Below are 26,094 nucleotides of genomic sequence, written 5' to 3'. Positions count from 1 at the left end.
GCACGTCAAGGCGTGTGAGATGGGAATCGCGTGGGAACTCTCTGGGCTGATTCGTCGTTGAACACCATGACAGCTACAAAGCCAATCGGGAGGTCGCTATGGCGAACGCCACCACAAGCAGATTTGACGGCGATCTGGACGCCCAAAGCCCCGCGGCAGACTTGGTACGCGTCTACCTGAACGGAATCGGTAAGACCGCGCTGCTCAACGCCGCCGGCGAGGTGGAACTCGCCAAGCGCATCGAGGCGGGCCTCTACGCCGATCACCTGCTGGCGACCCGGAAGCGGCTCGGGGAAAACCGCAAACGCGAGTTGGCGGCCGTCGTGCGCGACGGTGAAGCGGCGCGCAGTCACCTCCTGGAAGCCAACCTGAGGCTGGTGGTTTCGCTGGCCAAGCGTTACACCGGTCGCGGGATGCCGCTGCTGGACCTCATCCAGGAGGGCAACCTGGGCCTGATCCGCGCGATGGAGAAGTTCGACTACACAAAGGGATTCAAGTTCTCGACCTACGCCACCTGGTGGATCCGTCAGGCCATCACCCGCGGCATGGCCGACCAGAGCCGCACCATCAGACTGCCGGTTCATCTCGTCGAGCAGGTCAACAAGCTGGCGCGGATCAAGCGCGAGATGCACCAGAACCTGGGACGCGAGGCCACCGACGAGGAGCTGGCCGCCGAATCCGGCATCCCGGTCGAGAAAATCAACGACCTGCTCGAGCACAGCCGCGACCCGGTAAGCCTGGACATGCCAGTCGGCTCCGAGGAAGAGGCCCCGCTGGGCGACTTCATCGAGGACGCCGAGGCGATGTCCGCCGAGAACGCGGTGATCGCCGAGTTGCTGCACACCGACATCCGCAGCGTGCTGGCCACGCTCGACGAGCGTGAGCACCAGGTGATCCGGTTGCGGTTCGGCCTGGACGACGGCCAGCCCCGCACCCTGGACCAGATCGGCAAGCTGTTCGGTCTGTCCCGCGAGCGGGTCCGTCAGATCGAGCGCGACGTGATGTGCAAGCTGCGCAACGGCGAACGCGCCGATCGGTTGCGGTCGTACGCCAGCTGAGATCCCCCGGGCGCCCGCAGGGCCGCCGGTGAAGTTGGGTAGCAGTATGCCCGCCGCGTCCGCGGCGGGCATACTGCTTAGGTTAGGCAGCCTTCAGGGCATTTCGGCATGCGGCCAAGTAGACTCAGCGGCAATGGAGGGTGCTGGATGAACGACCTGGTTGATACCACCGAAATGTACCTACGGACCATCTACGACCTGGAAGAAGAGGGCGTCACGCCGCTGCGGGCCCGCATCGCCGAACGGCTCGAACAGAGCGGGCCCACCGTCAGCCAGACCGTATCCCGGATGGAGCGCGACGGGCTGCTCCACGTGGCCGGCGACCGCCACCTCGAGCTCACCGAGAAGGGCCGCGCGCTGGCGATCGCCGTGATGCGCAAGCATCGCCTCGCCGAGCGGCTGCTCGTCGACGTCATCGGGGTGCCGTGGGAAGAGGTGCACGCCGAGGCCTGTCGGTGGGAACACGTGATGAGCGAGGACGTCGAACGGCGACTGGTCAAGGTGCTCAACCACCCCACCACCTCCCCGTTCGGCAACCCGATTCCGGGCCTGCTGGACCTGGGCGTCGGCCCGGACTCCGACGCCGACGAGGCCAATCTGGTCCGCCTGACCGAGCTGCCCGCGGGTTCACCGGTCGCGGTGGTCGTCCGCCAGCTCACCGAGCACGTGCAGGGCGACATCGACCTGATCGCCCGGCTCAAGGACGCCGGCGTCGTCCCCAATGCCCGGGTGACCGCCGAAAACACCCCCGCCGGCAACGGCGTGACCATCCTGATCCCGGGCCACGAGAACGTCACCCTGCCCCACGAAATGGCGCACGCGGTCAAGGTCGAGAAGGTCTGACGGCCCTATCCCGCCGCGCGCCGGAACACCCGCCGTAGCGGTAGCCGCACCCCCAGTCGCTCGGCGATGCGGTATCCGGTCATCGCGAGTTCGCGAATCTGCTCGGGCCGCAGCCCCGACTGCAACGCCCTGTCCAGCATGCCCGCCATCCGATGGTCCGGCTCGCAACGCAACGCCGCCTCCAGCGAAACCCCCGCGAGCGGTCCGTCGCCGCGGACATAAGCGCTGAACGCCAGCAACACCAGCGCGTCGACCCGCCAGGGCGCGGGCAAAGCCCGCGCCAGCAGCGCCCACAACGCCTCGGCCTGCCCGGCGGCTTCGGTGACGGCGAGGGCATACAACATGTCGCGCACCTGCACATCGGTGAGCGCGCAGCCCAGCTCGGCCAGCTCGGCGTCGGGCAACGCCCTACCGGCGGCGGCGCCGGCCGCGGCGGCCAGCGCGTGCTCCACGTCGCGGCGCGCACGCGCCGCGGAATCGGTGTCATGCGCCGCGGCCCGCTTGGCCGCCTGCCGACTGAGCGCACGGCCGAGGGCGGCTGCGCGCGACGGGTCGGCGGCGATGACGGCCTGCAGATCAGCCCGGCGCGGGTAGAGTCGCCGCCCCTCCAGCACGGCCGCGGCGGCCATGGGCGACGCCGAGGGGTCGTCGATTGCGCCGCCCGCCCCGCAGCCGTCCACGCAATACCAACGTCCGCCGACCGCGACCCGATCGACCACGTGCGCCGCCCATAACTCAATATCGTGCTGCGACAAGGCATCTCCGAGCAACCCGCAAAGCTGCCGATAGTCGGAGTTGCAGTGCGGACAGCCCGCGCCGTCGGCATCGACGATCACGGCGATGACGGCCTCGGGCACCGCGGCGGCGGTGACCTCCACGAGGTGCTCGATGCGGTCGGCGAGGTCGTCGGTGAGGTCGACCCGCAGCACCGCGCCCAGTTCGCCGTCCCCCAACGCCACCAGGACCAATGAATTTTCCGGAACGAAGCCGAGAACAGCCGGTAGCGCGGCGATCAGCGCCGCCGGGCGGTCCAGTTCGAAATCAGGCGAATGCGTCGTCATGAGCCCAACGCTGACGGCCGCGACCGTCAGGCTGCGCTCGCGCGTCGCCGTCGAGCCAGCCGTCTGTGGAGAAAGTCTCGGCTGTGGGCTTTATCGTCTACACCATGGGTTCGATGCAGGAATACGACATGGTCGTCATCGGTTCGGGACCGGGTGGCCAGAAGGCCGCCATCGCGTCGGCGAAACTAGGCAAGTCCGTGGCGATCGTCGAACGCGGCCAGATGCTCGGCGGCGTCTGCGTCAACACCGGCACGATCCCGTCAAAGACGTTGCGCGAGGCGGTTCTTTACCTCACCGGGATGAGCCAGCGCGAGCTGTACGGCGCCAGTTACCGGGTGAAGGAGAAGATCACCCCGGCCGATCTGCTGGCCCGCACCCAGCACGTGATCGGCAAGGAAATCGACGTGGTGCGAAACCAGCTGATGCGCAACCGCGTCGACCTGCTGATCGGGCACGGCCGGTTCGTCGACCCGCACACCATCGAGGTGGAAGACCCCAAACGCCGCGAAAAACTCACCATCAGCGGCAAATACATCGTCATCGCCACCGGCACCCGGCCGGCCCGGCCATCCGGCGTCGAGTTCGACGAGGACCGGGTGCTCGACTCCGACGGGATCCTCGACCTCAAATCGCTGCCGGCCTCGATGGTCGTGGTGGGCGCCGGGGTGATCGGCATCGAGTACGCGTCGATGTTCGCCGCGCTGGGCACCAAGGTGACCGTGGTGGAGAAGCGCGGCGACATGCTGGACTTCTGCGACCCCGAAGTCGTCGAGGCGCTGAAGTTCCACCTGCGCGACCTGGCGGTGACCTTCCGGTTCGGCGAGGAGGTGACGGCCGTCGACGTCGGCGCGGCCGGCACCATCACCACGCTGGCCAGCGGCAAGCAGATCCCGGCCGAAACGGTGATGTACTCGGCCGGACGCCAGGGGCAGACCGACCACCTCGACCTGCCCAACGCGGGGCTGGAGACCGAGGGCCGCGGGCGGATCTGGGTCGACGATAAGTTCCGGACCAAGGTCGAACACATCTACGCCGTCGGCGACGTCATCGGCTTCCCCGCCCTGGCCGCGACGTCGATGGAACAGGGGCGGCTGGCCGCTTACCACGCGTTCGGTGAGCCCGTGGAGGGCATCACCGACGTGCAGCCGATCGGCATCTACTCGATCCCCGAAATCTCCTACGTGGGCGCCACCGAGGTCGAGCTGACCAAGGACGCGGTGCCCTACGAGGTGGGCGTCGCACGCTACCGGGAGCTGGCCCGCGGCCAGATCGCGGGCGACTCCTACGGCATGCTCAAGCTGCTGGTGTCCACCGAGGACCTCAAGCTGCTCGGCGTCCACATCTTCGGCACCAGCGCCACCGAGATGGTGCACATCGGGCAGGCCGTGATGGGGTGCGGCGGCACCGTCGAGTACCTGGTGGACGCGGTGTTCAACTACCCGACATTCTCCGAGGCCTACAAGGTGGCCGCGCTCGACGTGATGAACAAGGTGCGGGCGCTGCAGCAGTTCCGCCGCTGAGCGGCGAGCGCGCTAGCAGGGGTCGTCGAGGTCGGTCGGTACGGCGTCGCCGGGGCCACCGGCCACCGCGCGGTCCAGCAGTTCGGTGATGTGTTCGTCGAATGGCGCCGAGTACGAGACGTTTTCGGCGCACCCGCCCCGCTGGAAACCCCCGACCACCCCGATCACCGTGGTGCCGCTGACCCAGGGGGCGCCGCTGGTCCCGCCGACCAGCCCCTGGCAGACCAGGGACGGAAACCCGCCGTCGGTGATCGCTGTCCTGCCCTGGCAGCCGATCGGCGAGCCGCCCACCCCGGTCGGGTAACCGACCACCGTCACGCGACTGCCCGGCGCGGGCTCCGGGCCCAGGGTCAGCGCCAGTCCGGCCCGCGACTCCACCGATCCGCCCCGGTCGCTGTTGACCCGCGCGATCGCGTAGTCGGCATGCGGGTCCTTGCCGGCCACCCAGCGGGGATCCAGGTAGACGGCGTCGGCCGTCCACAGGTCGGTGGGCGGGGCGTCACCGGCCAGGCCGGGCACGAAGGTGATCTGGGCGGCGCCGGCCAGGCAATGCGCGGCGGTCAGCACCAGATTGCCGCCCGGCGAATGCAGTACCGAGCCCGTGCAGACATGCTGCGTGCCCCCGTCCAGGTAGATCGCTCCCACCCGCCGGTCCGGGTCCACCGGACCGGCGACATCGCCGGGCGCCCACTGGCCGAGGTGCTGAACCTCCCCGCCGCCACGCTGTTGCGGCGCCGTCGTCGGGTGGGCATGAATCGGCGGTCGGCTGCACGACGCCAGCAACGTCAGCAAGCCCACCACCGGACAGAGCACCACCATCGGGATCCGCATTGTGCTCCCATCATGCCCGACCACCCGCCGGCAAGCTGAATTCAACGCGTCGGCTTGGGCACCGGATTTGCTGGGCGTACGCCGGTAGCTGAAATGCGGCCCCCAAGAATTAACGGGGGATCCCGGTGCGTTTCCATTACTGGTGCCCGCTGATTTGGGAGACACTGCTTAGGGCACGCTAGAGACCCCGGGAGGAGGCGACGCGATGGCACACCACCAGGACCCTGACGATGGGTACTACCAGCCAGGGCAGGCCGGTATGTACGAACTCGAGTTCCCGGCACCGCATCTGGTGACGTCGGACGGCCGCGGCCCCGTGTTGGTGCACGCCCTGCAGGGGTTCTCCGACGCCGGCCACGCGATACGGCTGGCCGCCAGCCACCTCAAGGCGGCGCTGGACACCGAACTGGTCGCGTCTTTCGCCATCGACGAATTGCTGGACTACCGCTCGCGGCGGCCGCTGATGACCTTCAAGACCGACCACTTCACCCACTACGACGACCCGGAACTCAGCCTGTACGCGCTGCGCGACAGCGCCGGCACCCCGTTTCTGTTGCTGGCCGGCCTGGAACCCGACCTGAAGTGGGAGCGATTCATCACCGCGGTGCGCCTGTTGGCCGAGCGGCTGGGCGTGCGCCAGACCATCGGCCTGGGCACCGTGCCGATGGCCGTTCCGCACACCCGGCCGACCACGCTGACCGCACACTCCAACAACAAGGAACTGATCGCCGATTTCCAGCCGTGGATCTCCGAGATCCAGGTCCCCGGCAGCGCGTCGAACCTGCTGGAGTACCGCATGGCCCAGCACGGTCACGAGGTCGTCGGGTTCACCGTCCACGTGCCGCATTACCTGACCCAAACCGACTATCCCGCCGCCGCGCAGGCGCTGCTCGAGCAGGTCGCCAAGACCGGGTCGCTGGAGCTGCCGCTGGCCGCTCTGACCGAGGCGGCCTCCGAGATCCGGACCAAGATCGACGAGCAGGTGGAGGCCAGCGCCGAGGTCGCCCAAGTGGTGGCCGCCCTCGAGCGCCAGTACGATGCCTTCATCGACGCTCAGGAGAACAGGTCGTTACTGGCACGCGACGAGGACCTGCCTAGCGGCGACGAACTTGGCGCAGAGTTCGAGCGATTCCTCGCCCAGCAAGCGGAGAAGAAGCGCGACGACGACGACCCAGCCTGAGCGTTGCGAGCCGGCCCGATGACGGAGTTTGCGACATGACCGAGCGGCAGCGTAAGAGCAATCTTCGCCCGGTGCGCGAAGTCACCGCGCCCCGACTCGAGTTCCGCACCATCCACGGCTACAAGCGGGCGTACCGGATCGCCGGTTCCGGGCCGGCACTGCTGCTGATCCACGGCATGGGCGACAACTCCACGACGTGGAATACCGTGCAGGCCAAGCTCGCCCAGCGGTTCACGGTCATCGCCCCCGATCTGTTGGGGCACGGGCGGTCCGACAAGCCGCGCGCCGATTACTCGGTCGCGGGCTACGCCAACGGCATGCGCGATCTGCTGTCCGTGCTCGATATCGAGCGGGTGACCATCATCGGTCATTCGCTCGGCGGCGGGGTGGCGATGCAATTCGCCTACCAGTTCCCGCATTTGGTCGAGCGGTTGATCCTGGTCGCCGCGGGCGGGGTCACCAAGGACGTCAACGTCGCCTTCCGGCTGGCCTCGCTGCCGATCGGCTCCGAGGCCCTGGCGCTGCTGCGGCTGCCGCTGGTGCTGCCGACGGTGCAGCTGGCGGGGAAGCTGGCGGGCCTGGCGATCGGCTCGACAGGCCTGGGCCGCGACCTGCCCCACGTGCTGCGCATCCTGGACGACCTGCCGGAGCCGACGGCCTCGTCGGCGTTCAGCCGGACACTGCGGGCCGTGGTGGACTGGCGCGGGCAGATCGTCACCTTCCTGGACCGATGTTATCTGGCCGAGGCCATTCCCACCCAAATCGTTTGGGGCACAAAGGATGTCGTCGTCCCGGTCCGACACGCCTGGATGGCCCACGCCGCGATGCCCGGCTCCCGCCTGGAAATCTTCGAGGGCGCGGGCCACTTCCCCTTCCACGAGGACCCGGCCCGCTTCATCGACGTGGTCCAGCGCTTCATCGAGACCACCGCGCCCGCCGAATACGATCAGGCCGCCTTGCGCCGTTTGCTGCGTAGCGGCAGCGGCGAAAAGACGATCACCGGCTCGGCGGACACCCGCGTCGCGGTGCTCAACGCGATGGGATCCGACGAGCGCAGCGCCACCTGATATTTCGGTTGACCCGCGCCGTACAGTCGGGGCATGGCTATCGATGTGACGGTCTTGCGCGTGTTCACCGATGCCGACGGAAGGCACGGCAACCCGCTCGGGGTCGTCGATGCCGCGCAGGTCGAGCCCGCCGGGCGACAACGCCTGGCGACCGAGTTGGGTTACAGCGAAACGATATTCGTTGAGCTCCCCGATGCCGGCTCGACCACCGCGGTCGCCGCCATTCACACGCCGAGTACCGAGCTTCCCTTCGCCGGGCACCCGGCCGTCGGCGCATCGTGGTGGCTGCGCGACATCGGTGCGCCGATCGACACGCTTCGGGTAAGGGCCGGGATCGTCCAGGTGCACTACGCCGGTGATCTGGTGGGCGTCAGCGCCGACGCGCAATGGGCCCCCGACTTCACCCTCCACGAATTCGATTCCGCCGAGCGGCTTTTGGCGGCCGATCCGGCCGAGTTCGCGGACGATACCGCCCATTACCTGTGGGCCTGGGTCGACGAATCGGCCGGGTGGCTGCGTTCGCGGATGTTCGCCGCAAGCCTGGGCGTGCCGGAGGACGAGGCGACGGGCTCGGCGGCGTTACGGATCACCGATCACCTCGGCCGCGACCTGAGGATCACGCAGGGCAAGGGGTCGATACTCGAGACCACCTACAGCCCCGACGGCTGGTTACGCGTGGCCGGCCGCGTCGTCAACGACGGTGCGCGACGGCTGAATTGATCGCGTCAGGGCTTGCGGCGCAATACCGCGGCGAGATGCTCCTGCAGGGGTTGCCCGACCGCGCCCATCTGCAGCAGGTAGGACAGCTCGTCGCCGACGACGCGAAGCGAACGGGTCAACGCGGTCACCTCTTTGGCCGTCGGCGCCAACCCGATGACCGTTGTGGCCAACTCGATTTCGATGACATCGCCGGTCACCGAGTAGGTGCCCACGTCGATTTCGGAGATGCCGTTCGGGTGCGCGAGAACGAGCTCGGCGTTCCCCGGTCGCGGCACCCGCAGATACCCCGTCTCGGCATGTAGCGGTCGGCCGTCCGAAGCCGCCCTGGTTTTTTGCGAGTAGACCAAAAACGGCTTGCCGACATGGGAGAAGACGACTTCCTCGTCGTAGTCGAAGGTCTCGATCGTCGGGTACTTTCCGGTGCCCCGACCCGCCCACGTGCCCAGCAGCGGCGCCAGCGCCTCGAGATCGGGATGCAGCGCCGCGGGCATGAATACAGCCTAGCCCCGCGCACCGGGTCAGCCCGGGGCCGGTACCTCGCGGTGCTTGCGTAGCGCCTCGATCTCGCGCTCGAAATCCTCGGCCGAGGTGAAGGATCGGTATACCGACGCAAAACGCAGATAAGCGACCTCGTCGAGGTCACGCAACGGGCCCAGGATCGCCAGGCCCACCTCGTGGCTGGGGACTTCCGGCGACCCGGCCGCACGCACGGTGTCTTCCACCTGCTGGGCCAGCAGGCTCAGCGCGTCCTCGTCGACCTGACGGCCCTGGCAGGCGCGGCGGACGCCCTTCATCACCTTCTCGCGGCTGAACGGCTCGGTGACACCGCTGCGTTTGACGACGGCCAGGACGGCGGTCTCGACCGTGGTGAAGCGTCGCCTACACTCGGGGCAGGACCGGCGGCGCCGAATCGCTTGGCCTTCATCGGTTTCGCGCGAGTCGATCACCCGGGAATCGGGATGACGGCAGAACGGACAGTGCATGACTGCTCCTTTGCCGTGCTGACACCTCGCGGAACACCACGAGCGTACCTGTGCGGTCCCCCGGCAGGCCAACACGGCCACGACGTGGCTGCACCGGCCGCCCCGGGGCCCGAAGCGCCTTGGCGTAGAGCGGTTTTCGCGCGCCGTCGCGGCTTCGTCAGCCGACCGGGGCGATCAGCGTCTGGCCCGCCGACAACGCCGGCGAGTTCAAGTCGTTGAGTTCGCGGATGCGCTGGGCGACCTGGCGAGCCGGTGCGTCAGGCGCCACCCGGTGCGCCACGTCCTGCAAGGACTCGCCCGGCTCGACCCGCACGACAGCGAGCCTGTCCGGCACGGCGGCGGTGGCAGAGTTCCCGGAGACGCCGTTGGCCATCTCGCCAAGGTTGGCGATCAGGCCCAGCCAGACGGTGATGACTCCGGCCAGCAAGGCCAGCCCGAGCGTGGTCATCAGCGAGGCCGGACGACCGCGACGGTGCGGTGCCGTCGACCTGGCGACGCCGGTGCCGTGGTAGCGCATCCGCAGGTCAGCCGGGCGCGCCGCAACCGGCCGGCGGGCCCGCACGACGCGCTCGCGGTCGTAACGGGTCCCTTGAGCGAGGGTGTTGCTCGGACGCCGGACATCGCTGGTACGCGACGAGACGGTGTGGATGAGTGTCATGTGCGTTCCTCCGGTCGGTAGTACTCGCTCGTGTGTTCGACTGTATCGCTCGTGTGTTCGATATCCGAACATTTGAGCGAAGCGTGTCGCACACGCCAAACGCTAGACCGCACCACCGACAAAACTGGCGGGAATGTCAGGGCCGTCATGCGGCGCGGATACCCGATCCGAAAAAAAGTTACACACGTGTGATTCGCCCGTCATAGGGTCTTTAGGCCCCGCTGTGCTGCGACGACACGCTAGTCGAACACATGTTTGATTCTACGGTGCTGCCCCGCTACATTCAGTGCCATGAGCGACAGCAACGACACCTCGGCCGGCCCCGACGGCCGGCTGCACTCCGTGGATCCATCGCTTACCGAGCGGCAACGCACCATCCTCAACGTCATCCGCGAGTCGGTGACAACCCGCGGCTACCCGCCCAGCATCCGGGAGATCGGCGATGCCGTCGGCCTGACGTCCACTTCCTCGGTGGCACACCAGCTGCGCACCCTGGAACGCAAGGGCTATCTGCGCCGCGACCCGAACCGTCCCCGCGCCGTCGATGTTCGCGGCGCCGACGACACCGGGGCGGCACCCGTGACCGAGGTCGCGGGGTCCGACGCCCTACCCGAACCCACCTTCGTTCCCGTGCTCGGGCGCATCGCGGCCGGCGGACCGATCCTCGCCGAAGAGGCCGTCGAGGACGTCTTCCCGCTGCCGCGTGAATTGGTCGGCGAGGGCACGCTGTTCCTGCTTAAGGTGGTCGGCGACTCGATGGTCGAGGCCGCGATCTGCGACGGCGACTGGGTGGTCGTGCGGCAGCAGAATGTCGCCGACAACGGCGACATCGTCGCGGCCATGCTCGACGGTGAGGCGACCGTCAAAACCTTCAAACGCGCCGGAGGTCAGGTGTGGCTGATGCCGCACAACCCGGCGTTCGACCCCATTCCCGGAAATGACGCGACCGTGCTGGGCAAGGTCGTCACCGTGATTCGCAAGGTGTAGCCGCCCGACGCTCGGTGGCCGTCAGTCGGCCCTGACGAAGCCGTTCGCGACGGCGGCTTCCTCGCTGGACAGCCAGATCTCGGCCAGCGTGTCGTGGTACAACTCGCTGTCGGGGGTGTAGTACAGCCCGAAGCGGGGGCTGGCCTTGATGGGATAGCCGTCGGGCATCTGATACGGATCGTCCATGGGCAGGTGGATCGTCGGGCGCCCGGCCGGCGTTAGCGCCACAAAGCCGCCGGTCGGAACGAAATCCAGATCGTCCTCATCGACGTCCGCGGCCGCGTGCCGCCCGGATCTCGGTGCGGCAGGCGCGGCGGCCACGCCGGCGGCGGCACCCGCGGCCGCGACATCCGGCGGAGTATGCGGCACGGCCAGGTCAGGGAAGTCGGCGTCAGTGTCGGCGGTGACGGCCTGGGCCGGCTCCGCGCCGGGTCCCGCGAACTCCTCGTAGCCGTCGTCGGGACCGAAGGCCCCGGCGTACACGGCCTCGGAGGCGTCGTCGGGGTAGCCGCCCTCCGCGTAGGAGTCGTCCGGATAAGCGTCGTCCGGATAAGCGTCGTCCGGATAAGCGTCGTCCGGATAAGCGTCGTCCGGGCCGGCATCGGCGTAGCCGGCGGCCGCGAGCTCCGCCGCCGAGACGACGGGGATGGAATCGGTGTCGACCGCGTCGGGATCGTGCTGCTCGGCACGTTCCTCGTCGACGTATTCCCCAGCGCCCCAAACCTCTTTGTCGTCGCCGGCCTCATAGGCCGCGTGTGGCCAGTGGCCGTGCGGCGCGCCGGCCACACGCGCGTCCTCCGGCGACTCACCGAATCGGTAGTCCTCGGTCGCGCCTTCGGTGTAGTCGGGGCCCCAGCGAGGTTCGCCCGTCTCGTCGTAGCCGGACGCGTCCAGCTCGCTCTCGAGCAGGTAGGGCTCGGGCTGCCGGCGGGAACGGCGGCGCCTGGCGCGCACCGCCAGGAACACCGACAAGGCGATCAAGACCAGCAGCGGAACGATGGCCAGCAGGTACCACCAGCGCCAGGTCAGCCAGTCCTTGGCGTGGGACGGCAGCGGCGCGGTCCCACTCGGCTGATTCTGGCCCGTCACCTGCAGGCCGGACAACAACGGCGCCAGGTTCGCCGGGTCCGTGGAGAACGTGTTCTTCGCCCGGTTCCACGAGATCTTGCCGCCGGTGAACTTCTGCGAGACCACGTCGCCGTCCACGGACTGATCGCTCACCGGGGCGCCGAGTGTGCCGCCGGCGCCGCGCAGCTTGTCCCACGCGGTTTTCAGCGCGCCGCGCACGACGAACGCGCCGTGGTCGGAGGTCCAGAAGATCACCGGCTTGTCGGCCGCGGAGAACGTGGCAATCCGGCTGGACGGCCCGAGGCCGCCGTCGGCCTCGTTGGCGGTGGGGAACCCCAGGTCGCTGCCGACGGGGCCGCCCAACGACTCGTACTTGGCCAGGATGTTCGTCTCGACGGCGTTCGCCCCGGTGGCCGGGGTGAAGAACACCTTGCCGCCGGCGAAGTTCTGGGCAATCCCGTCGCCGCCGATCGGGTACTGACCGCCCTGCTTGGCGCCCAGCGGGCCGCCGGTGCCGCCGGCCGCGCGCCACGCCATGTTGATGGCCGCGGCCGGATCGATCGCGACCTGCAGGCCCTTGAGCTGATCGGCCAGCGCCGACGGTTCGGTGGTGAATTCCTTGGATTTGCGGTTCCAGGAGATCTGACCGCCGGTGAACTTCTGCGAGGAGATCTCGCCGTCGTAGGTCTCGTCGCCGACCGGGACACCGAGCACGCCGCCCGAGCTGCCGAGTTTGTCCCAAGCCGCGTTCAGGGCGCCGCGCACCACGAACGCACCGTGGTCGGGCGTCCAGAAGATCACCGGCTTGTCACTGGCCGAAAAGGTCGCCACCCGGCTGTCGGGCCCGGCCAGCCCGGGGACTTCGTTGATGGTCGGGAAGCCCAGATCGCTGCCCACGGGGCCGCCCAGCATCTCGTATTTGTCCAGAATCGGCCCGTAAATGTATCTTGCCCCGGTGGCCGTGGTGTAGAACATCTTGCCGCCGTCGAAGTTCAGCTCGAAGCCGTCCCCGGCGGGGTACACGTCGCCCTTGCGGGGACCCAGCGGTGAGGTGTCGCCACCGGCCTTGGTCCACTCGGCCATCATGGCCGCCTCCGCGTCGCCGATCGGAGACGCCACAGCAGCAGGTGCCAGCAATGCGGCAGCCACGGCAGCCGCCGTCACGCTGACCAGCGCACGCCCAAAGAGCTTGCACAGTTGGCCTATCTGCCCGTTCACCCAGCCTCCCAGCCGACGGATATGCCTGTTTCGTTGGCCATGCTCATCGCCTGCAGACCCTGCGAGCGGTTTCGCACCCCACCCCGGATTATCAACTTCACTCGACTTCGTGTAGTCGCGGGCTCACATAACTTTCCTATAGCCAGCAAAGAATACGAAGTCAAATAGCAAATGTTACGAAAACGGATACCCCGCTGATGTCGAATTGATGCAAAACCACGCCCATCTCGCGACCGGGCGCTTCCGGCCCGGATTACCGCGCGGCCGGCCATAGTCCGACCGCTGTCACCGACCTCGTCGACGCCGAAAACCGCGGCGTCGTGACGTCAGATCGCGCAATCCGCGTGCGCGAAGCACGTGTGAGGTCGGTGCGCGAGGCCATCATTGTTCGGGAATCTACCCGACGGCCCAGCCGATCCGGGGAATCGACACTTCGATCGGGGCATCCCGCGGGACTGCCGACCGGTAGTCGGCCCCGACCCCGCGGTCGTTGCGCGGCAGCGAAATTGGCTAGACGCCGAGGCTGCGGCCGATGATCTCTTTCATGATTTCGGTGGTGCCGCCGTAGATCGTCTGCACGCGGGCGTCCAGATATGCACGCGCAACGGGGTATTCACGCATGTAGCCGTAGCCGCCATGCAGCTGCAGGCAACGGTCGATCAGGTGGACCTGCTTTTCGGTGGAATACCACTTGGCCATGGCAGCCTGCTCGGCCGAAAGTTTGCCCTCGAGGTGCAGGCCGATGAAATTGTCGACCATGATGCGCACCACGGTGGCCTCGGTCGCCAACTCGGCCAGGAGGAAACGGCTGTTCTGGAAACTGCCGATCGGCTTGCCAAAGGCCTTGCGCTCCTTGGTGTACTGCAGCGTCAGCTCCAGTACGCTCTCCATGGACGCGGCGGCCATGATGGCGATGTTGATGCGTTCCTGGGGCAGATTGCGCATCAGGTAGATGAATCCCTGTCCCTCCTCGCCGAGCAGGTTCTCGGCCGGCACGTGGACGTCGGTGAAGGACAATTCAGCGGTGTCCTGCGCGTCGAGCCCGATCTTTTCGAGATGACGGCCGCGCTCGAATCCCGGCATGCCTCGTTCGACGACGAGTAGCGAAAACCCTTGAGCGCCTTTGTCCGGATCGGTCTGGGCGACCACGATCACCAGATCGGAGTTGATCCCGTTGGTGATGAACGTCTTTGCCCCGTTGAGCACGTAATGGTCACCCTGCTTGACCGCCCGGGTCTTGATGCCCTGCAGGTCGCTGCCCGTGCCCGGCTCGGTCATCGCGATGGCGGTGATCAGTTCCCCGCTGCAGAATTTCGGCAGCCAGCGCTGCTTCTGCTCCTCGGTCGCCAGTGACAGCAGGTAGGGCGCCACGATGTCGTTGTGCAGCCCGAATCCGATGCCGTTGTAGCGACCCCGCGCAGTTTCCTCGCTGACGATCGTGTTGTACCGGAAGTCCGGATTGCCGCCGCCGCCGTATTCCTCGGGCACCGCCATGCCCAGGAAGCCTTGTTTGCCGGCCTCCAGCCACACGCCGCGGTCGACGATCTTCGCCTTGTCCCATTCCTCTTGGTGAGGCGCGACGTGGCGATCCAGGAACGCCCGGTAGGACTCCCGAAACAGCTCGTGCTCTGGTTCGAAAAGAGTGCGCTGGAACTTGACGGCACTGCTCATGGAATGACCTCCGGCGGCTCGGGATGCTGTCGCCCAAGATATACCAACCAGACGGTTGGTCGGCAGTGGGGCCGGCCCCGGTGCACCCGCCGGGCCCCCGGATCAGCGGGCGGCGAAGTCCCGCAGGCTGGCGGCCAGCGCCACGGGGACGCGGGCGCGCAGCCGGGTGCCCACCGCGTCGTGCTCCTCGGACTGGACACGCCCGTCAGCGTGCACCCGGGCCACCAGATCTCCCCGGTCATACGGAATCAGGACGTCCACGGCCGTGTCGGCCGCGACGGCGAGCTCGTCGATCCGCCGCCGCAACGCGTCGATGCCCTCACCGGTGTGCGCCGAGACGAAGAGTGCCCCGGGAAGCGCGTGGCGCAACTTGGCTAGCGCGAGATCGCCGGCCTTGTCGATCTTGTTGACGACCAGCAGTTCGGGCGGCGGAGCGGAGTGGTGGTCCGCCTGGACCTCGGAGATCACCTGCCGGACCGCGTTGATCTGAGCCAGCGGGTTGACGTCCGACCCGTCGACGACGTGCACCAGCAGGTCGGCGTCGACGACCTCCTCCAGCGTGGAGCGGAACGCCTCGACGAGCTGCGTCGGCAGGTGGCGCACGAAGCCGACGGTGTCGGTCAGCAGGAAGGGCCTGGACCCTTTTGAGTCGGGGTCGAACTCCGCGCGCCGAGTGGTCGGCTCCAGGGTGGCGAACAACGCATCCTGCACCAGCACCCCAGCCCCGGTCAGCGCGTTGAGCACGCTGGACTTGCCGGCGTTGGTGTAGCCGACGATCGCAACCGACGGCACGTCGCTGTGCAGCCGCCGACTGCGCTGCGTGTCGCGGGCCTGCTTCATCTCCCTGATCTCGCGGCGCAGCTTGGCCATCCGCTCCCGGATGCGGCGGCGATCGGTCTCGATCTTGGTCTCACCGGGGCCGCGCAGGCCCACGCCGCCGCCGCTGCCACCCGCGCGACCACCAGCCTGCCGCGACATCGACTCGCCCCAGCCGCGCAGCCGCGGCAGCATGTATTCCATCTGGGCCAGCGACACCTGGGCCTTACCCTCCCGGCTGGTGGCGTGCTGGGCGAAGATGTCGAGGATCAGCGCGGTGCGGTCGATAACCTTCACCTTGACGGCCTTCTCCAGCGCGGTCAGCTGCGCGGGCGATAGCTCACCGTCACAGATGACCGTGTCGGCGCCGGTCGCCAGGACCACTTCCCGCAGTTCCTGCGCCTTGCCCGAGCCGATATAGGTCGACGGGTCGGGCTTGTCGCGGCGCTGGATGAGCCCCTCGAGCACCTGCGAGCCGGCCGTCTCGGCGAGCGCGGCCAGCTCGGCGAGGCTGGCCTGGTTGTCGGCGGCGCTGCCCTCAGTCCACACGCCGACCAGGACGACCCGCTCGAGCCGCAGCTGGCGGTACTCGACCTCGGAGACGTCGGCGAGCTCGGTCGACAGCCCGGCGACGCGGCGCAGCGCCGATCGATCTTCGAGGGCGAGTTCACCGAGGCTCGGTGCAGCGTCAGGGATGTCGGGAAGGCCCGGTTCGGGCGAATGTGGATACGTCATAGCCAATTTCGATGGTGGCACGTCACGCGGCGCGGCGCACCTAGAATATTCACCGCAGGGCGTTCCACCAGTCGTCGGCGATTTCGCCGCGGGCCACCAGCACCGAGGGCCCCCGCAAGTAGCTGGTGGCATCGGTGACGGTGACGGTGACCTCGCCGCCCGGCACCCGCACGGTCAGGGTCCCGGTGTCGGTGCCGGCGTCGGCCAGCGCCGCCACCGCGGCCGCGACGGTTCCGGTGCCACAGGACCGGGTTTCGCCCACGCCGCGCTCGTGCACCCGCATGTGCACGACTCCCCCGGTCGCCGCGGTGAGAACTTCGACGTTGGCGCCATCCGGGAATTGCGCCGGGTCGAACTGCACCGGCGCCCCTACGTCGAGGGCCTCGAGCTCGTCGACGCTCAGCCGCGCGTCCACGCACGCCAGGTGCGGATTGCCCACGTCGACCGCCAGCCCGGTGAATCGCCGGCCACCGACGACGGCTTCGCCGCCGCCCAGCCGGTTCGCCTTGCCCATGTCGACGGTGACGTCGGCGCTGGTCGCGTCGACGCGGTGCAGCGCCACCAGGCGCGGGCCGGCCACCGAGCCGACCACGAACTCGTCGCGGGCCTCCATGCCGCTGGCCCGCAGGTAGTGCGCGAACACCCGCACGCCGTTGCCGCACATCTGCGCGATCGACCCGTCGGCGTTGCGGTAGTCCATGAACCAGTCGGCGGAGGCGACGCCGTCCGGCAGGCGATCGAGCACACCGGCGGTCAGCGCGGCGCCCGCCGTGGTCACCCGCAGCACCCCGTCGGCGCCCAACCCGCGGCGCCGGTCGCAGAGCGTGGCCACCCGCAAAGCGGACACGGCGATCCCACACTCGATGTCGGGCAGCAGCACGAAGTCGTTCTCGGTGCCGTGCCCCTTACTGAAGATCACCTGTTCAGGGTACTTGCCGCCACGCGTCCAGGGCCGCCGCGGCAAGGCGGGCCCGGTCGGCGTCGGTTCCCGTCCCGACGTCGAGCCAGTGCACCCGGTGGTCGCGACGAAACCACGACCGCTGCCGTCGCACGTACCGCCGGGTGCCGACGAACGTCATCTCCCGCGCCTCGCGCAGCCGGTCGTCGTCCGGGTCGGTATCGGGGTCGGCGTCCAGGGCCGCCAGCACCTGCGCGTAGCCCAGCGCGCGCGAAGCGGTCACCCCCTCGCGCAGGCCCCGCCTCAGCAGCTGCCGCACCTCGTCGACCAGCCCAAGGTCGAACATCGCGTCGGTGCGCCCGGCCAATCGCTCGTCGAGAATGGTTGTCTCACAGTCCAATCCGACGATTGCGGTGCCCCATCGCGGGGTGCCGATGCGCGGCGCGGACGCGGCGAACGGCTGCCCGGTCAGCTCGACGACCTCCAGCGCGCGCACCGTGCGGCGGCTGTCGGTGGGCAGGATCGCCGCGGCGGCCACCGGGTCGCGGCGCGCGAGTTCGGCGTGCAGCGCGCCCACCCCGACCTCGGCGAGCCGCTGCTCCCAGCGCGCGCGCACCCGGGGGTCGGTTGCGGGAAAGGTCCAGTCGTCGAGCAGCGATTGGACGTAGAGCATCGATCCGCCCACCACGATCGGGACGGCGCCGCGGGCGGCGATCGCCTCGATGTCCGCGGCGGCGGCCTGCTGGTAGCGGGCGACGGTCGCGGTCTCGGTGACGTCGAGGACGTCGAGCTGGTGATGCGGGATACCGCGCCGCTCGGCGACGTGCAGCTTGGCGGTCCCGATGTCCATGCCGCGATAGAGCTGCATCGCGTCGGCGTTGACGATTTCCGCACCGAGGCCGTCGTCGGTGAGCCGTCCGGCGACGTCGAGCGCCAGCTGCGACTTCCCGGTGCCCGTGGGCCCAAGGATCGCGAGCGGCCTCATGGTTGCCAGGCGCCGGCAAAGTACCCCACCCCGTAGGGCGCGCCGCGGTAGAACTCCTTGGCCGATCGAGGTCCCGGCTCGGTCAGGCCGGCCAGCACCTGGAAGGCGACCCGCCCCAGGATCGGCGCGGGCAGCGCGGTCAACGCGGCGAGGTCGCCGTCGGCCAGCGCGTCGTCGAGCGCCTGCTGGGCCTCAGCGTTGGCGGGGTCGAAGCCGCCCGGCGCGGGCGGGGTCAGGGTGTTGGCGCCGTCGGCGACGACGAGCACGCCGACCGGGTCCGCCTCCCGCTCGATCTCGGCGCGCAGCCGCCTGCCCAGCGCCAGCGCGGTGTCGGGCGCGCGGTCGCCGGCGTAGACGCGAACCTGCGCGCTGGCGTCGGGCCGGGCCCGGCCGCGCACCCAGGCGGCGATCAGCGCGCACAGCGGCAGCGGGACCGGCTCCTGCACCAGGGCGTGCGGCGAGAGTCCCACCCGCACGTCGGCGCCGAAGCCCGCGAAGGTGCCGCCGGCGTCGGGGTCCAGGACGGCGTCGGCGGCGCCGGTTCCGATGGCGATCCAGCGCGGCGGCAGCGCCGCGGCAGCCTCAACCACCGCGGCGGTGAGGTCGGCGATTTCGGCGGCGGCCGCTCCCGCAAGTTCGGGAATCAGCACCGGCGCCGAGGGGACGATGGCGATGGCGCTCAGCACGGCACCAAACTAACCGACGGGTCAGCGGCGTCAGGCGGTCCGGCCGCGGGCCTGCACGCAGCCGGCGGGGTCGCGCAGGTCAACCGAAGGGTCGTCGGGCAGCAGCTCCACCGGTTGTGCAGGCTGCTCGGAGCTTTGCGACATGCTCGCGGCCTCGCCGCGGGCCAGCGCCACGGTCGCGACGACCACCACCACGACACCCGCAGCGAGCACCAGCCGCCACGGCCCGTGGCAGTCCAGCGTCTCGCCCAGCACGGCCATCCCGAGGATCGCGCCGACCAGCGGCTTGGCCACCACCGACGTCGGCAACGAGGCGGTCAGCGAACCCGCGCGGAACGACGACTGCTGGAAGATCATCCCGGCCAGTGCCGCGGCGATCCAGACGTAGAACTCCGGCGCGGTGAGCAGGGCGCCGAGGCCGCCGCCGACCACCTCGACGACCGCCTTGGTCAACACCGCGAACAACGCCAGCGACGAACCCGCGACCACCGCCAACAGCACCGCGGCCACCGAACCCGACCAGATCCGGGCGCCCACCACACAGAACACCAGAGCCGGGCCCATGACCAGGGCCACCACCATCCAAGTGGCCACCGAGCCGCGCGACGCGCCCGCGTCCGGGTCGCCGACCGTGACCACCACCGCCAGGGCGGCGGCCAGCAGGATCGCCCAGGTCCACTCGCGGCGGCTCACCCGGTTCCCCGTTATGTGTGCATAGATCGGCAGCGCAAACAGCAGCGCCGTCACCTGCAGCGCCGTGACCATCATCACCGACCCCAGCGCCAGCGCCGCAGCCTGCAGGCCGTAGTTGGCGATCGCCCCGAGGGCGCCCAGCCACCACTTTGCGTCGCGCACCGACATGCGGAACAGTTCCAGGTGGCCGACCTCTTTGTCGGTGATCTCCTGCGCCGAGCGCTGGCGGACGACGTTGCCCATCGCCGAGGCGAACGCGGCGAGCAGCGCGAGGACAACCGCAACATCAGCTTTTGTCATCTGCGACCTCCTCCCCCACGTCCGGTCGGCGAGCCGGGCCCGCACCGGGTATTCACTACCCGTTTACTGACCGCTTGCACGGTCCGCGCCAAAAATTTCGCGCGATTCACCACAACTAGTCCACGAACCTATGTCGAAGCTGTGACGCGCCTATGGGTCATCCAGCGAACCGACCGTCAGGACCGGAGCCAGCCTTCAATGGTGTCACAGGTTGCGGGCGGCCGCCTCTCGATTTCGTCCCACAGGTAACAGCTACAACATCGGTAACCGTTACGGTACCGGGGCGGGCGATGCCGTCATATGGCCCGAACGACGGTGGAATCGAACTGTTATCCGCCGGTGGGCGATTCGGCGTCCGATCCGGAAACGGCGCTCTGACGGCAGCACTTACGCCGGCTGCTCGGGCGGGACCGCCACCCCGGCCCGCAACCCGCTCGGCTGTCGCCGCGGCGTCGACGCGCGCCAGCTCGATCGTCGCCGCCGTCACCGCCACGACCGCCGCCCCCAGGGCGACATCCCGGCCCGGCTCGCGTTCAGCGTCTCGCCGAGAACGATGACGGTCAGCAAAGCCGCGACCAGAAACGGGGACACCGCCGCCGCCGGCATCGACGCGGTCAGTGCCCCGGCCCCAAACGCCGACTGCTCCCAGATGAACCGGCCGACCGCGGTTCAGCGCGTCCGCCTGGTCCAGGTGCGGTTTTCTCCACGCTGTCGAGGGCAATTGATAGCAGGCAACCTGGCGGTATCCACCTTTTCACATCCGGCTGTCCGGACGGCGACGACAAGGTTTCCGCATCCGGCTTTACCAAGCTGCTTGAATACTGTTGGAATCGGTGGCGGAGCAGTGGGCGATCGCGGGCAGCCGCGGCCCACCTCCCGACCGTATGGGCGCCGCTGCGCGCGGCAGGTGCGCGGGATAGCGACGCGCGAAAGGGTGTAACAAGTGGTGACGAGCGCATGACAGCCAACGAACCTGGCCACGACGACCCGGCCGGGTCGTCACAGGATCCGATTTCCAGGCCGGTCCCACGCCCGGGACCCCGCCCCGGTCCCCGGCCGCAGGGCCCGGGCGCGCGACCCGGTGCTCAACCCGTGCCGGCAGCACCGCGCAGCAATCCCCACCAGTTCGGTCGTGTCGACCCCGACGGCACGGTGTGGCTGATCAGCTCGGCCGGCGAACGCGTCGTCGGCTCGTGGCAGGCCGGCGACACCGAAGCCGCATTCGCTCACTTCGGCAGGCGGTTCGACGACCTGAGCACCGAAGTCACGCTGATGGAGGAGCGCCTAGCCTCGGGAAGCGGTGACGCCCGCAAGATCAGGGCCCAAGCGTCGGCGCTGGCCGAAACGTTGCCGACGGCGTTGGTGCTGGGCGACATCGACGCGCTCGCGGCCCGGTTGACGAGCCTGGTCGACCAGGCCGGTGCCGCGGTGGCCGCGGACCGCTCCCGTCGCGACGAGCAGCGGGCCGCGCAGACCGCGCGCAAGGAGGCGCTGGCCGCCGAGGCCGAGGAGCTGGCCGCGAACGCCACGCAGTGGAAGACGGCCGGCGATCGGCTGCGCGAGATTCTCGACGAGTGGAAGACCATCTCCGGTCTGGATCGCAAGGTCGACGACGCGCTGTGGAAGCGCTATTCGGCGGCCCGGGAATCGTTCAACCGGCGGCGCGGATCGCACTTCGCCGAGCTGGACCGCGAGCGTTCCACGGTCAAGCAGTCCAAGGAACGGCTGTGCGAGCGCGCCGAGGAATTGTCCAACTCGACCGACTGGGCCGCGACCAGCGCCGAATTCCGCAGGCTGCTGACCGAGTGGAAGGGTGCCGGACGCACGTCCCGCGAGATCGACGACGCCCTGTGGCGACGGTTCAAGGCCGCTCAGGACACGTTTTTCACCGCCCGCAACGCGGTGACCGCCGAGAAGGACGCCGAGTTTGCGGCCAACGCCACCGCCAAGGAGGCGCTGCTGGCCGAGGCCGAGAAGATCGACACCAGCAATCACGAGGCCGCCCGGGCGGCGCTGCGCTCGATCGCCGACAAGTGGGATGCGATCGGCAAGGTGCCCCGGGAGCGGTCGGCGGAGCTGGAGCGGCGGCTGCGGGCCGTCGAGAAGCGGGTGCGCGACGCCGGCGAGGCCAATTGGGCGGATCCCGAGGCGCAGGCGCGGGCCGAACAGTTCGCGACCCGTGCCGAGCACTTCGAGCAGCAGGCCCGCAAGGCGGCCGCGGCCGGCCGGACCAAGGAGGCCGAAGAGGCACAGGCCAATGCCCAGCAATGGCGGCAGTGGGCGGACGCCGCCGCTCAGGCGCTGAAGCGCTAGCGGCCGTCGGGTTGATCGGCCGGCGGCTGGGCTTCCGTGCCGTCGCTGCCGTCGGCGCCCAGGGTGTCCAGCAAAGTCCGGTGCTGCTGCTGCATGGCGACGCGGCGCCGCTCCTCCTCGGCCGCCAGTTGCACGAGGGTGCGCGACCACACGACGCGGGCCCAGTGAAAGGTCAACAGGATCACCGCGATCCACGCCACGATCAACCCCACCCCGGGACCGGGATGACCGACGGCCACGGTCTGGCGTGACCACACGGCCAGCAGGCCCGTCACGCTCGCCAGCGCCGAACCCGCCAGCGCGATCCACGCCAGCGACCAGCGTCGCGTCGTCAAGGCCAGCATCGAGAAACCCACGCCGAACACCAGCGCCAACCACGCGAAGACGCGGGACGGCAGGGCCAGCGCGGCGGCGCCGGCGCCGTGGCTGCTGAACAGCACGTCCCAGCCACGCACGCTACCGGTGTGGGGCAGAACGAACGATCCGATCAGCACGAAGACCAGGATCGCAACGACGAATCCCCGGATGCCGGGATCGATTTCGCGTGCGACACGGCGTTCGGCGGCTTCGATCTCAGCGCGCAGCGCGTCGATTTCGTTGCGTTCCTTCTTCATCGGGCACATCCCAGGGATTCGGCGGGTTCGGCGGCGGGCCCGATGCCGGGCATGCCCAGCCCGACGCCGCGCGGTCGCTGCCCGGCGGCGTGCGCGTCGCCGGCGCGGGTGCGGCGGTGGGTCAGGACTCCGGCGTCGGCGAGCAGATGATGCGGCGCGGCCCCGGTGACCGCGGTGGTGATGATGTCACCGGGCCGCACGGGCGTGTCGGCGGCGAAGTGCACCAGCCGGCCGTCGCGGGCGCGCCCGCTCATGCGCGCGGTGCGCGCGTCCTTGCGTCCCTCGCCGGTAGCGACCAGCAGCTCGACGGTCTGCCCGATCAGCGCGCGGTTTCCGTCCAGCGAGATCTGCTCCTGCAGCTCCAGCAGGCGCAGATAGCGTTCCTGTACAACGGCTTTCGGCAGCTGCCCGTCGAGCTCTGCGGCCGGGGTGCCGGGACGCTTGGAGTACTGGAAGGTGAATGCGGCGGCGAACCGGGCCTGGCGGACCACGTCGAGGGTCTGCGCGAAATCCTCTTCGGTCTCGCCGGGGAAGCCGACGATGAGGTCAGTGGTGATCGCCGCGTGCGGCATCGCCGCCCGGACCCGGTCGATGATGCCCAGGTAGCGTTCGGCGCGATAGGACCGCCGCATCGCCCGCAGCATCCGGTCGGAACCGGACTGCAGCGGCATGTGCAGGGCCGGGCAGACATTCGGCGTCTGCGCCATCGCCTCGATGACGTCGTCGGTGAACTCGGCCGGGTGCGGCGAGGTGAACCGCACCCGCTCGAGTGAGTCGATTTCGCCGCAGGACCGCAGCAGCTTGGCGAAGGCGCCGCGATCCCGGGGCAGCGCGGGATCGGCGAACGAGACGCCGTAGGCGTTGACGTTCTGGCCGAGCAGCGTCACCTCGAGCACGCCGTCGTCGACCAGAGACCGGACTTCGGCCAGGATGTCGGACGGGCTGCGATCGACCTCCTTTCCGCGCAGCGACGGCACGATGCAGAAGGTGCAGCTGTTGTTGCAGCCAACGGAGACCGAAACCCATGCGGCATAGGCGGATTCGCGGGCGCTGGGCAGCGACGACGGGAACTCCTGCAGCGCCTCGGCGATTTCGACCTGGGCAACCTTGTTGTGCCGGGCGCGGTCGAGCAGCGTGGGCAGCGAGCCGATGTTGTGCGTACCGAAGACGACGTCGACCCACGGGGCCTTGCGCAGCAAGGCTTCCCGGTCCTTTTGGGCCAGGCAGCCGCCGACCGCGATCTGCATGTCGGGATCGTCCCGCTTGCGCGGAGCCAGGTGGCTGAGGTTGCCGTACAGCTTGTTGTCGGCGTTTTCCCGGACAGCGCAGGTGTTGAAGACCACGACGTCGGCGTCTCCAAAATCCGAGCCGTCGGGCGCGCGCGTGTAACCGGCCGCCTCGAGCAGGCCGGCCAACCGCTCGGAGTCGTGGACGTTCATCTGGCAGCCATAGGTGCGGACCTGATAGGTGCGCACCGATCCCGGACCGGGCACAGCCGCAGGTCCGGCGTCTGGCGCCACTGTCGAAGTCACGGGGCCATGGTACGGCGACCGGGACCTGTGGGATCAACCCCCAGCTAGACGCGCCTGCGTTCGCGTTCGGCGCTCAGTTCGGCGAAGACGACCTCGCATGCCAGGTTCTGGCTGTAGCCGCGGCGGGCCAGCATTCCGACCAGCCGGCGGCTGATCCGCGTGTCATCGTCGCTCAGGGTCTCGCGCCTCAGCTTGGACCGCACCAGCTCCTCGGCCCGGTCCCGCTCGGCGCCGGGATCGATCCCGGCCAGCGCGGTGCTGATCACCTCGTGGTCGACGCCCTTGGTGCGCAGCTCGGCGGCCAACACGCGCCGGCTTTTTCCCGCCTTGACCCGTCGGGATCGCACCCACTGCTCGGCGAAGTCGGCGTCATCTACCAGCCCGACGGCGGCCAGCCGGTCGAGTACCGCGGCGCTGACATCGTCGGGATATCCGCGTCTGGTCAGCTGGCCCTGCAATTCGGCCCGGGTGCGCGACCTCGCGGTGAGCAGGCGCAGGCACAGTGCCCGCGCCTGCTCTTCGCGGGAGGGCTCAGAAGTCGACGGGGGCTGGCAGGACGCCGTCATCGGACAAGTCATCGGTCACCACGGCCCCAATGCCGAGCTTTTCCTTGATCTTCTTCTCGATCTCGTTGGCGATGTCGGCGTTCTCCACCAAGAAGTTTCGGACGTTCTCCTTACCCTGGCCGAGCTGTTCGCCCTCGTAGGTGAACCAGGAGCCGGCCTTACGGATGAAGCCCTGATCCACCCCCATGTCGATCAACGAGCCCTCCCGGCTGATGCCGCGGCCGTAGAGGATGTCGAACTCGGCCTGCTTGAACGGCGGCGCCACCTTGTTCTTGACGACCTTGACCCGGGTGCGGTTGCCGACCGCGTCGGTGCCGTCCTTGAGCGTCTCAATCCGGCGCACATCCATGCGCACCGACGCGTAGAACTTCAAAGCCTTGCCACCCGTGGTGGTTTCGGGACTGCCGAACATCACGCCGATCTTTTCCCGGAGCTGGTTGATGAAGATCGCCGTGGTTCCCGAGTTGTTCAGCGCGCCGGTCATTTTCCGCAGCGCCTGGCTCATCAGCCGGGCCTGCAGCCCGACGTGGCTGTCCCCCATCTCGCCCTCGAGCTCCGCGCGCGGCACCAGTGCGGCCACCGAGTCGATGACCAGGATGTCCAGGGCGCCGGAGCGGATCAGCATGTCGGCGATCTCGAGGGCCTGCTCACCGGTGTCGGGCTGGCTGACCAGCAGGGAATCGGTGTCGACGCCGAGCTTCTTGGCGTAATCGGGATCCAGGGCGTGCTCGGCGTCGATGAAGGCCGCGACGCCGCCGGCCGCCTGGGCATTGGCCACCGCGTGCAGGGCGACGGTGGTCTTACCCGAGGACTCCGGACCGTAGATCTCCACGACCCGGCCGCGAGGCAGGCCGCCGATGCCCAGGGCCACGTCCAGTGCGATGGATCCAGTCGGGATGATCGAGATCGGCTGCCGCGTCTCGTCGCCGAGACGCATCACCGAGCCTTTGCCGTAACTCTTCTCGATCTGGGACATCGCCAGTTCGAGGGCCTTCTCACGGTCGGGGGCTTGCGCCATGGTTCTCTCCTGTAGTCGGTGTTGCGCTGACCGGTATCGGTCGGTTGGCCGTGACACTAGAGCTGGCTACCGA

25 protein-coding genes are annotated in these 26,094 nt (G+C 68.9%); 8 read left to right on the top strand and 17 right to left on the bottom strand.

The genetic code is table 11. The annotated features are described in order from the left end of the window. Positions 1-98: 98 nt before the first annotated feature. Both sigB and MSG_RS08995 read left to right on the top strand, forming a co-directional pair. The gene (gene sigB / locus MSG_RS09000) at positions 99-1,058 is read left to right on the top strand and encodes a sigma-70 family RNA polymerase sigma factor SigB (protein ID WP_096438924.1); all 960 of its coding nucleotides are present in this window, start codon (positions 99-101) and stop codon (positions 1,056-1,058) included. 147 nt (positions 1,059-1,205) lie between these two features. Beyond that, on the top strand, positions 1,206-1,901 hold the full coding sequence (locus MSG_RS08995) for a metal-dependent transcriptional regulator (RefSeq protein ID WP_096438922.1): 696 nt from the start codon (positions 1,206-1,208) through the stop codon (positions 1,899-1,901). A 5-nt stretch (positions 1,902-1,906) separates the two neighbouring features. Here MSG_RS08995 and MSG_RS08990 read toward each other — a convergent pair whose 3' ends face one another. Further along, on the bottom strand, positions 1,907-2,962 hold the full coding sequence (locus MSG_RS08990) for a DUF4192 domain-containing protein (RefSeq protein WP_096438920.1): 1,056 nt from the start codon (positions 2,960-2,962) through the stop codon (positions 1,907-1,909). A 113-nt stretch (positions 2,963-3,075) separates the two neighbouring features. Here MSG_RS08990 and sthA point away from each other — a divergent pair, with 113 nt between their 5' ends. After that, on the top strand, positions 3,076-4,482 hold the full coding sequence (gene sthA, locus MSG_RS08985) for a Si-specific NAD(P)(+) transhydrogenase (RefSeq protein WP_096444261.1): 1,407 nt from the start codon (positions 3,076-3,078) through the stop codon (positions 4,480-4,482). Positions 4,483-4,494: 12 nt separating this feature from the next. Here the strand turns inward: sthA and MSG_RS08980 are convergent, their stop codons facing one another. Next, positions 4,495-5,313: a trypsin-like serine peptidase gene (locus MSG_RS08980; protein WP_096438918.1), complete on the bottom strand. Its 819-nt coding sequence runs from the start codon at positions 5,311-5,313 to the stop codon at positions 4,495-4,497. Positions 5,314-5,518: 205 nt separating this feature from the next. On the opposite strand from MSG_RS08980, the gene MSG_RS08975 reads away from it, so the two are divergent. The 3 genes from MSG_RS08975 to MSG_RS08965 are packed head-to-tail and all read left to right on the top strand — an operon-like array spanning position 5,519 to position 8,280. Continuing rightward, on the top strand, positions 5,519-6,493 hold the full coding sequence (locus MSG_RS08975) for a proteasome assembly chaperone family protein (RefSeq protein ID WP_096438916.1): 975 nt from the start codon (positions 5,519-5,521) through the stop codon (positions 6,491-6,493). Positions 6,494-6,528: 35 nt separating this feature from the next. Next, positions 6,529-7,560 carry an alpha/beta fold hydrolase gene (locus MSG_RS08970; RefSeq protein ID WP_096438914.1) on the top strand — a complete coding sequence of 344 codons (1,032 nt, stop codon included), beginning with the start codon at positions 6,529-6,531 and terminating at the stop codon, positions 7,558-7,560. Between the two features lie 33 nt (positions 7,561-7,593). Next, positions 7,594-8,280: a PhzF family phenazine biosynthesis protein gene (locus MSG_RS08965; RefSeq protein ID WP_096438912.1), complete on the top strand. Its 687-nt coding sequence runs from the start codon at positions 7,594-7,596 to the stop codon at positions 8,278-8,280. Positions 8,281-8,285: 5 nt separating this feature from the next. Here MSG_RS08965 and MSG_RS08960 read toward each other — a convergent pair whose 3' ends face one another. The 3 genes from MSG_RS08960 to MSG_RS08950 form a co-directional block, all read right to left on the bottom strand. Further along, on the bottom strand, positions 8,286-8,771 hold the full coding sequence (locus tag MSG_RS08960) for a peroxynitrite isomerase (protein WP_096438910.1): 486 nt from the start codon (positions 8,769-8,771) through the stop codon (positions 8,286-8,288). A gap of 27 nt (positions 8,772-8,798) precedes the next feature. Further along, entirely contained in the window at positions 8,799-9,263 is a 465-nt protein-coding gene (nrdR, locus tag MSG_RS08955; RefSeq protein ID WP_096438908.1) for a transcriptional regulator NrdR, read from the bottom strand. Between the two features lie 157 nt (positions 9,264-9,420). After that, positions 9,421-9,921, bottom strand: a complete 501-nt coding sequence (locus MSG_RS08950) for a LysM peptidoglycan-binding domain-containing protein (protein ID WP_096438906.1) — start codon at positions 9,919-9,921, stop codon at positions 9,421-9,423. A gap of 291 nt (positions 9,922-10,212) precedes the next feature. Between MSG_RS08950 and lexA the strand changes: the two genes are divergently transcribed. Next, positions 10,213-10,908 carry a transcriptional repressor LexA gene (gene lexA, locus MSG_RS08945; RefSeq protein WP_096438904.1) on the top strand — a complete coding sequence of 232 codons (696 nt, stop codon included), beginning with the start codon at positions 10,213-10,215 and terminating at the stop codon, positions 10,906-10,908. A 21-nt stretch (positions 10,909-10,929) separates the two neighbouring features. Here the strand turns inward: lexA and MSG_RS08940 are convergent, their stop codons facing one another. The 8 genes from MSG_RS08940 to MSG_RS25540 form a co-directional block, all read right to left on the bottom strand. Further along, on the bottom strand, positions 10,930-13,173 hold the full coding sequence (locus tag MSG_RS08940; protein ID WP_096444259.1) for an LGFP repeat-containing protein: 2,244 nt from the start codon (positions 13,171-13,173) through the stop codon (positions 10,930-10,932). A 531-nt stretch (positions 13,174-13,704) separates the two neighbouring features. Next, complete coding sequence (locus MSG_RS08935) at positions 13,705-14,865, bottom strand: acyl-CoA dehydrogenase family protein (RefSeq protein WP_096438902.1); 1,161 nt, start codon at positions 14,863-14,865, stop codon at positions 13,705-13,707. Positions 14,866-14,967: 102 nt separating this feature from the next. Then, positions 14,968-16,416 carry a GTPase HflX gene (gene hflX / locus MSG_RS08930; protein WP_096438900.1) on the bottom strand — a complete coding sequence of 483 codons (1,449 nt, stop codon included), beginning with the start codon at positions 16,414-16,416 and terminating at the stop codon, positions 14,968-14,970. 49 nt (positions 16,417-16,465) lie between these two features. Beyond that, entirely contained in the window at positions 16,466-17,335 is an 870-nt protein-coding gene (dapF, locus tag MSG_RS08925; protein ID WP_096444257.1) for a diaminopimelate epimerase, read from the bottom strand. A 4-nt stretch (positions 17,336-17,339) separates the two neighbouring features. After that, positions 17,340-18,299 (bottom strand): tRNA (adenosine(37)-N6)-dimethylallyltransferase MiaA, encoded by a 960-nt coding sequence (gene miaA / locus MSG_RS08920; protein WP_096438898.1) that lies wholly within the window; start codon positions 18,297-18,299, stop codon positions 17,340-17,342. Then, positions 18,296-18,985: a class III extradiol ring-cleavage dioxygenase family protein gene (locus tag MSG_RS08915; protein ID WP_096438896.1), complete on the bottom strand. Its 690-nt coding sequence runs from the start codon at positions 18,983-18,985 to the stop codon at positions 18,296-18,298. The genes miaA and MSG_RS08915 overlap by 4 nt, the downstream gene beginning before the upstream one ends. Before the next feature lie 30 nt (positions 18,986-19,015). Then, entirely contained in the window at positions 19,016-19,978 is a 963-nt protein-coding gene (locus tag MSG_RS08910; RefSeq protein ID WP_170063148.1) for a DMT family transporter, read from the bottom strand. 483 nt (positions 19,979-20,461) lie between these two features. After that, a complete protein-coding gene (locus tag MSG_RS25540; RefSeq protein WP_232011198.1) occupies positions 20,462-20,584 on the bottom strand; it encodes a hypothetical protein in 123 nt (40 codons plus the stop codon). A gap of 351 nt (positions 20,585-20,935) precedes the next feature. On the opposite strand from MSG_RS25540, the gene MSG_RS08905 reads away from it, so the two are divergent. Then, positions 20,936-22,291 (top strand): DUF349 domain-containing protein, encoded by a 1,356-nt coding sequence (locus tag MSG_RS08905; protein WP_096438894.1) that lies wholly within the window; start codon positions 20,936-20,938, stop codon positions 22,289-22,291. Here the strand turns inward: MSG_RS08905 and MSG_RS08900 are convergent. From MSG_RS08900 to recA, 4 genes are read right to left on the bottom strand one after another with little or no spacing between them, the layout of a single operon-like run. Continuing rightward, complete coding sequence (locus tag MSG_RS08900) at positions 22,288-22,914, bottom strand: Rv2732c family membrane protein (RefSeq protein WP_232011197.1); 627 nt, start codon at positions 22,912-22,914, stop codon at positions 22,288-22,290. The genes MSG_RS08905 and MSG_RS08900 overlap by 4 nt on opposite strands. Beyond that, a complete protein-coding gene (gene miaB / locus MSG_RS08895) occupies positions 22,902-24,437 on the bottom strand; it encodes a tRNA (N6-isopentenyl adenosine(37)-C2)-methylthiotransferase MiaB (RefSeq protein WP_096438892.1) in 1,536 nt (511 codons plus the stop codon). The genes MSG_RS08900 and miaB overlap by 13 nt, the downstream gene beginning before the upstream one ends. 44 nt (positions 24,438-24,481) lie before the next feature. Further along, positions 24,482-25,003, bottom strand: a complete 522-nt coding sequence (gene recX, locus MSG_RS08890; protein WP_096438890.1) for a recombination regulator RecX — start codon at positions 25,001-25,003, stop codon at positions 24,482-24,484. Next, a complete protein-coding gene (gene recA / locus MSG_RS08885; RefSeq protein ID WP_096438888.1) occupies positions 24,969-26,021 on the bottom strand; it encodes a recombinase RecA in 1,053 nt (350 codons plus the stop codon). The genes recX and recA overlap by 35 nt, the downstream gene beginning before the upstream one ends. Positions 26,022-26,094: the final 73 nt, after the last annotated feature.

Origin of the sequence: Mycobacterium shigaense, assembly GCF_002356315.1 — a bacterium.
Lineage (GTDB): Bacteria > Actinomycetota > Actinomycetes > Mycobacteriales > Mycobacteriaceae > Mycobacterium > Mycobacterium shigaense.
Note: the sequence above shows the minus strand (reverse complement) of the source record. Positions and strands in the feature narration are given on the sequence as shown.

Bases quoted from the DNA above. Each gene is read 5' to 3' on its own strand.
- MSG_RS25540 (WP_232011198.1), bottom strand. From the start codon at position 20,584: ATGCCGGCGGCGGCGGTGTCCCCGTTTCTGGTCGCGGCTTTGCTGACC.
- MSG_RS08905 (WP_096438894.1), top strand. From the start codon at position 20,936: ATGACAGCCAACGAACCTGGCCACGACGACCCGGCCGGGTCGTCACAG.
- MSG_RS08900 (WP_232011197.1), bottom strand. From the start codon at position 22,914: ATGTGCCCGATGAAGAAGGAACGCAACGAAATCGACGCGCTGCGCGCT.
- sigB (WP_096438924.1), top strand. From the start codon at position 99: ATGGCGAACGCCACCACAAGCAGATTTGACGGCGATCTGGACGCCCAA.
- MSG_RS08990 (WP_096438920.1), bottom strand. From the start codon at position 2,962: ATGACGACGCATTCGCCTGATTTCGAACTGGACCGCCCGGCGGCGCTG.
- recX (WP_096438890.1), bottom strand. From the start codon at position 25,003: ATGACGGCGTCCTGCCAGCCCCCGTCGACTTCTGAGCCCTCCCGCGAA.
- MSG_RS08935 (WP_096438902.1), bottom strand. From the start codon at position 14,865: ATGAGCAGTGCCGTCAAGTTCCAGCGCACTCTTTTCGAACCAGAGCAC.
- lexA (WP_096438904.1), top strand. From the start codon at position 10,213: ATGAGCGACAGCAACGACACCTCGGCCGGCCCCGACGGCCGGCTGCAC.
- MSG_RS08995 (WP_096438922.1), top strand. From the start codon at position 1,206: ATGAACGACCTGGTTGATACCACCGAAATGTACCTACGGACCATCTAC.
- MSG_RS08960 (WP_096438910.1), bottom strand. From the start codon at position 8,771: ATGCCCGCGGCGCTGCATCCCGATCTCGAGGCGCTGGCGCCGCTGCTG.
- MSG_RS08980 (WP_096438918.1), bottom strand. From the start codon at position 5,313: ATGCGGATCCCGATGGTGGTGCTCTGTCCGGTGGTGGGCTTGCTGACG.
- hflX (WP_096438900.1), bottom strand. From the start codon at position 16,416: ATGACGTATCCACATTCGCCCGAACCGGGCCTTCCCGACATCCCTGAC.
- MSG_RS08970 (WP_096438914.1), top strand. From the start codon at position 6,529: ATGACCGAGCGGCAGCGTAAGAGCAATCTTCGCCCGGTGCGCGAAGTC.
- MSG_RS08910 (WP_170063148.1), bottom strand. From the start codon at position 19,978: ATGACAAAAGCTGATGTTGCGGTTGTCCTCGCGCTGCTCGCCGCGTTC.
- MSG_RS08965 (WP_096438912.1), top strand. From the start codon at position 7,594: ATGGCTATCGATGTGACGGTCTTGCGCGTGTTCACCGATGCCGACGGA.
- MSG_RS08950 (WP_096438906.1), bottom strand. From the start codon at position 9,921: ATGACACTCATCCACACCGTCTCGTCGCGTACCAGCGATGTCCGGCGT.
- miaA (WP_096438898.1), bottom strand. From the start codon at position 18,299: ATGAGGCCGCTCGCGATCCTTGGGCCCACGGGCACCGGGAAGTCGCAG.
- MSG_RS08975 (WP_096438916.1), top strand. From the start codon at position 5,519: ATGGCACACCACCAGGACCCTGACGATGGGTACTACCAGCCAGGGCAG.
- recA (WP_096438888.1), bottom strand. From the start codon at position 26,021: ATGGCGCAAGCCCCCGACCGTGAGAAGGCCCTCGAACTGGCGATGTCC.
- sthA (WP_096444261.1), top strand. From the start codon at position 3,076: ATGCAGGAATACGACATGGTCGTCATCGGTTCGGGACCGGGTGGCCAG.
- nrdR (WP_096438908.1), bottom strand. From the start codon at position 9,263: ATGCACTGTCCGTTCTGCCGTCATCCCGATTCCCGGGTGATCGACTCG.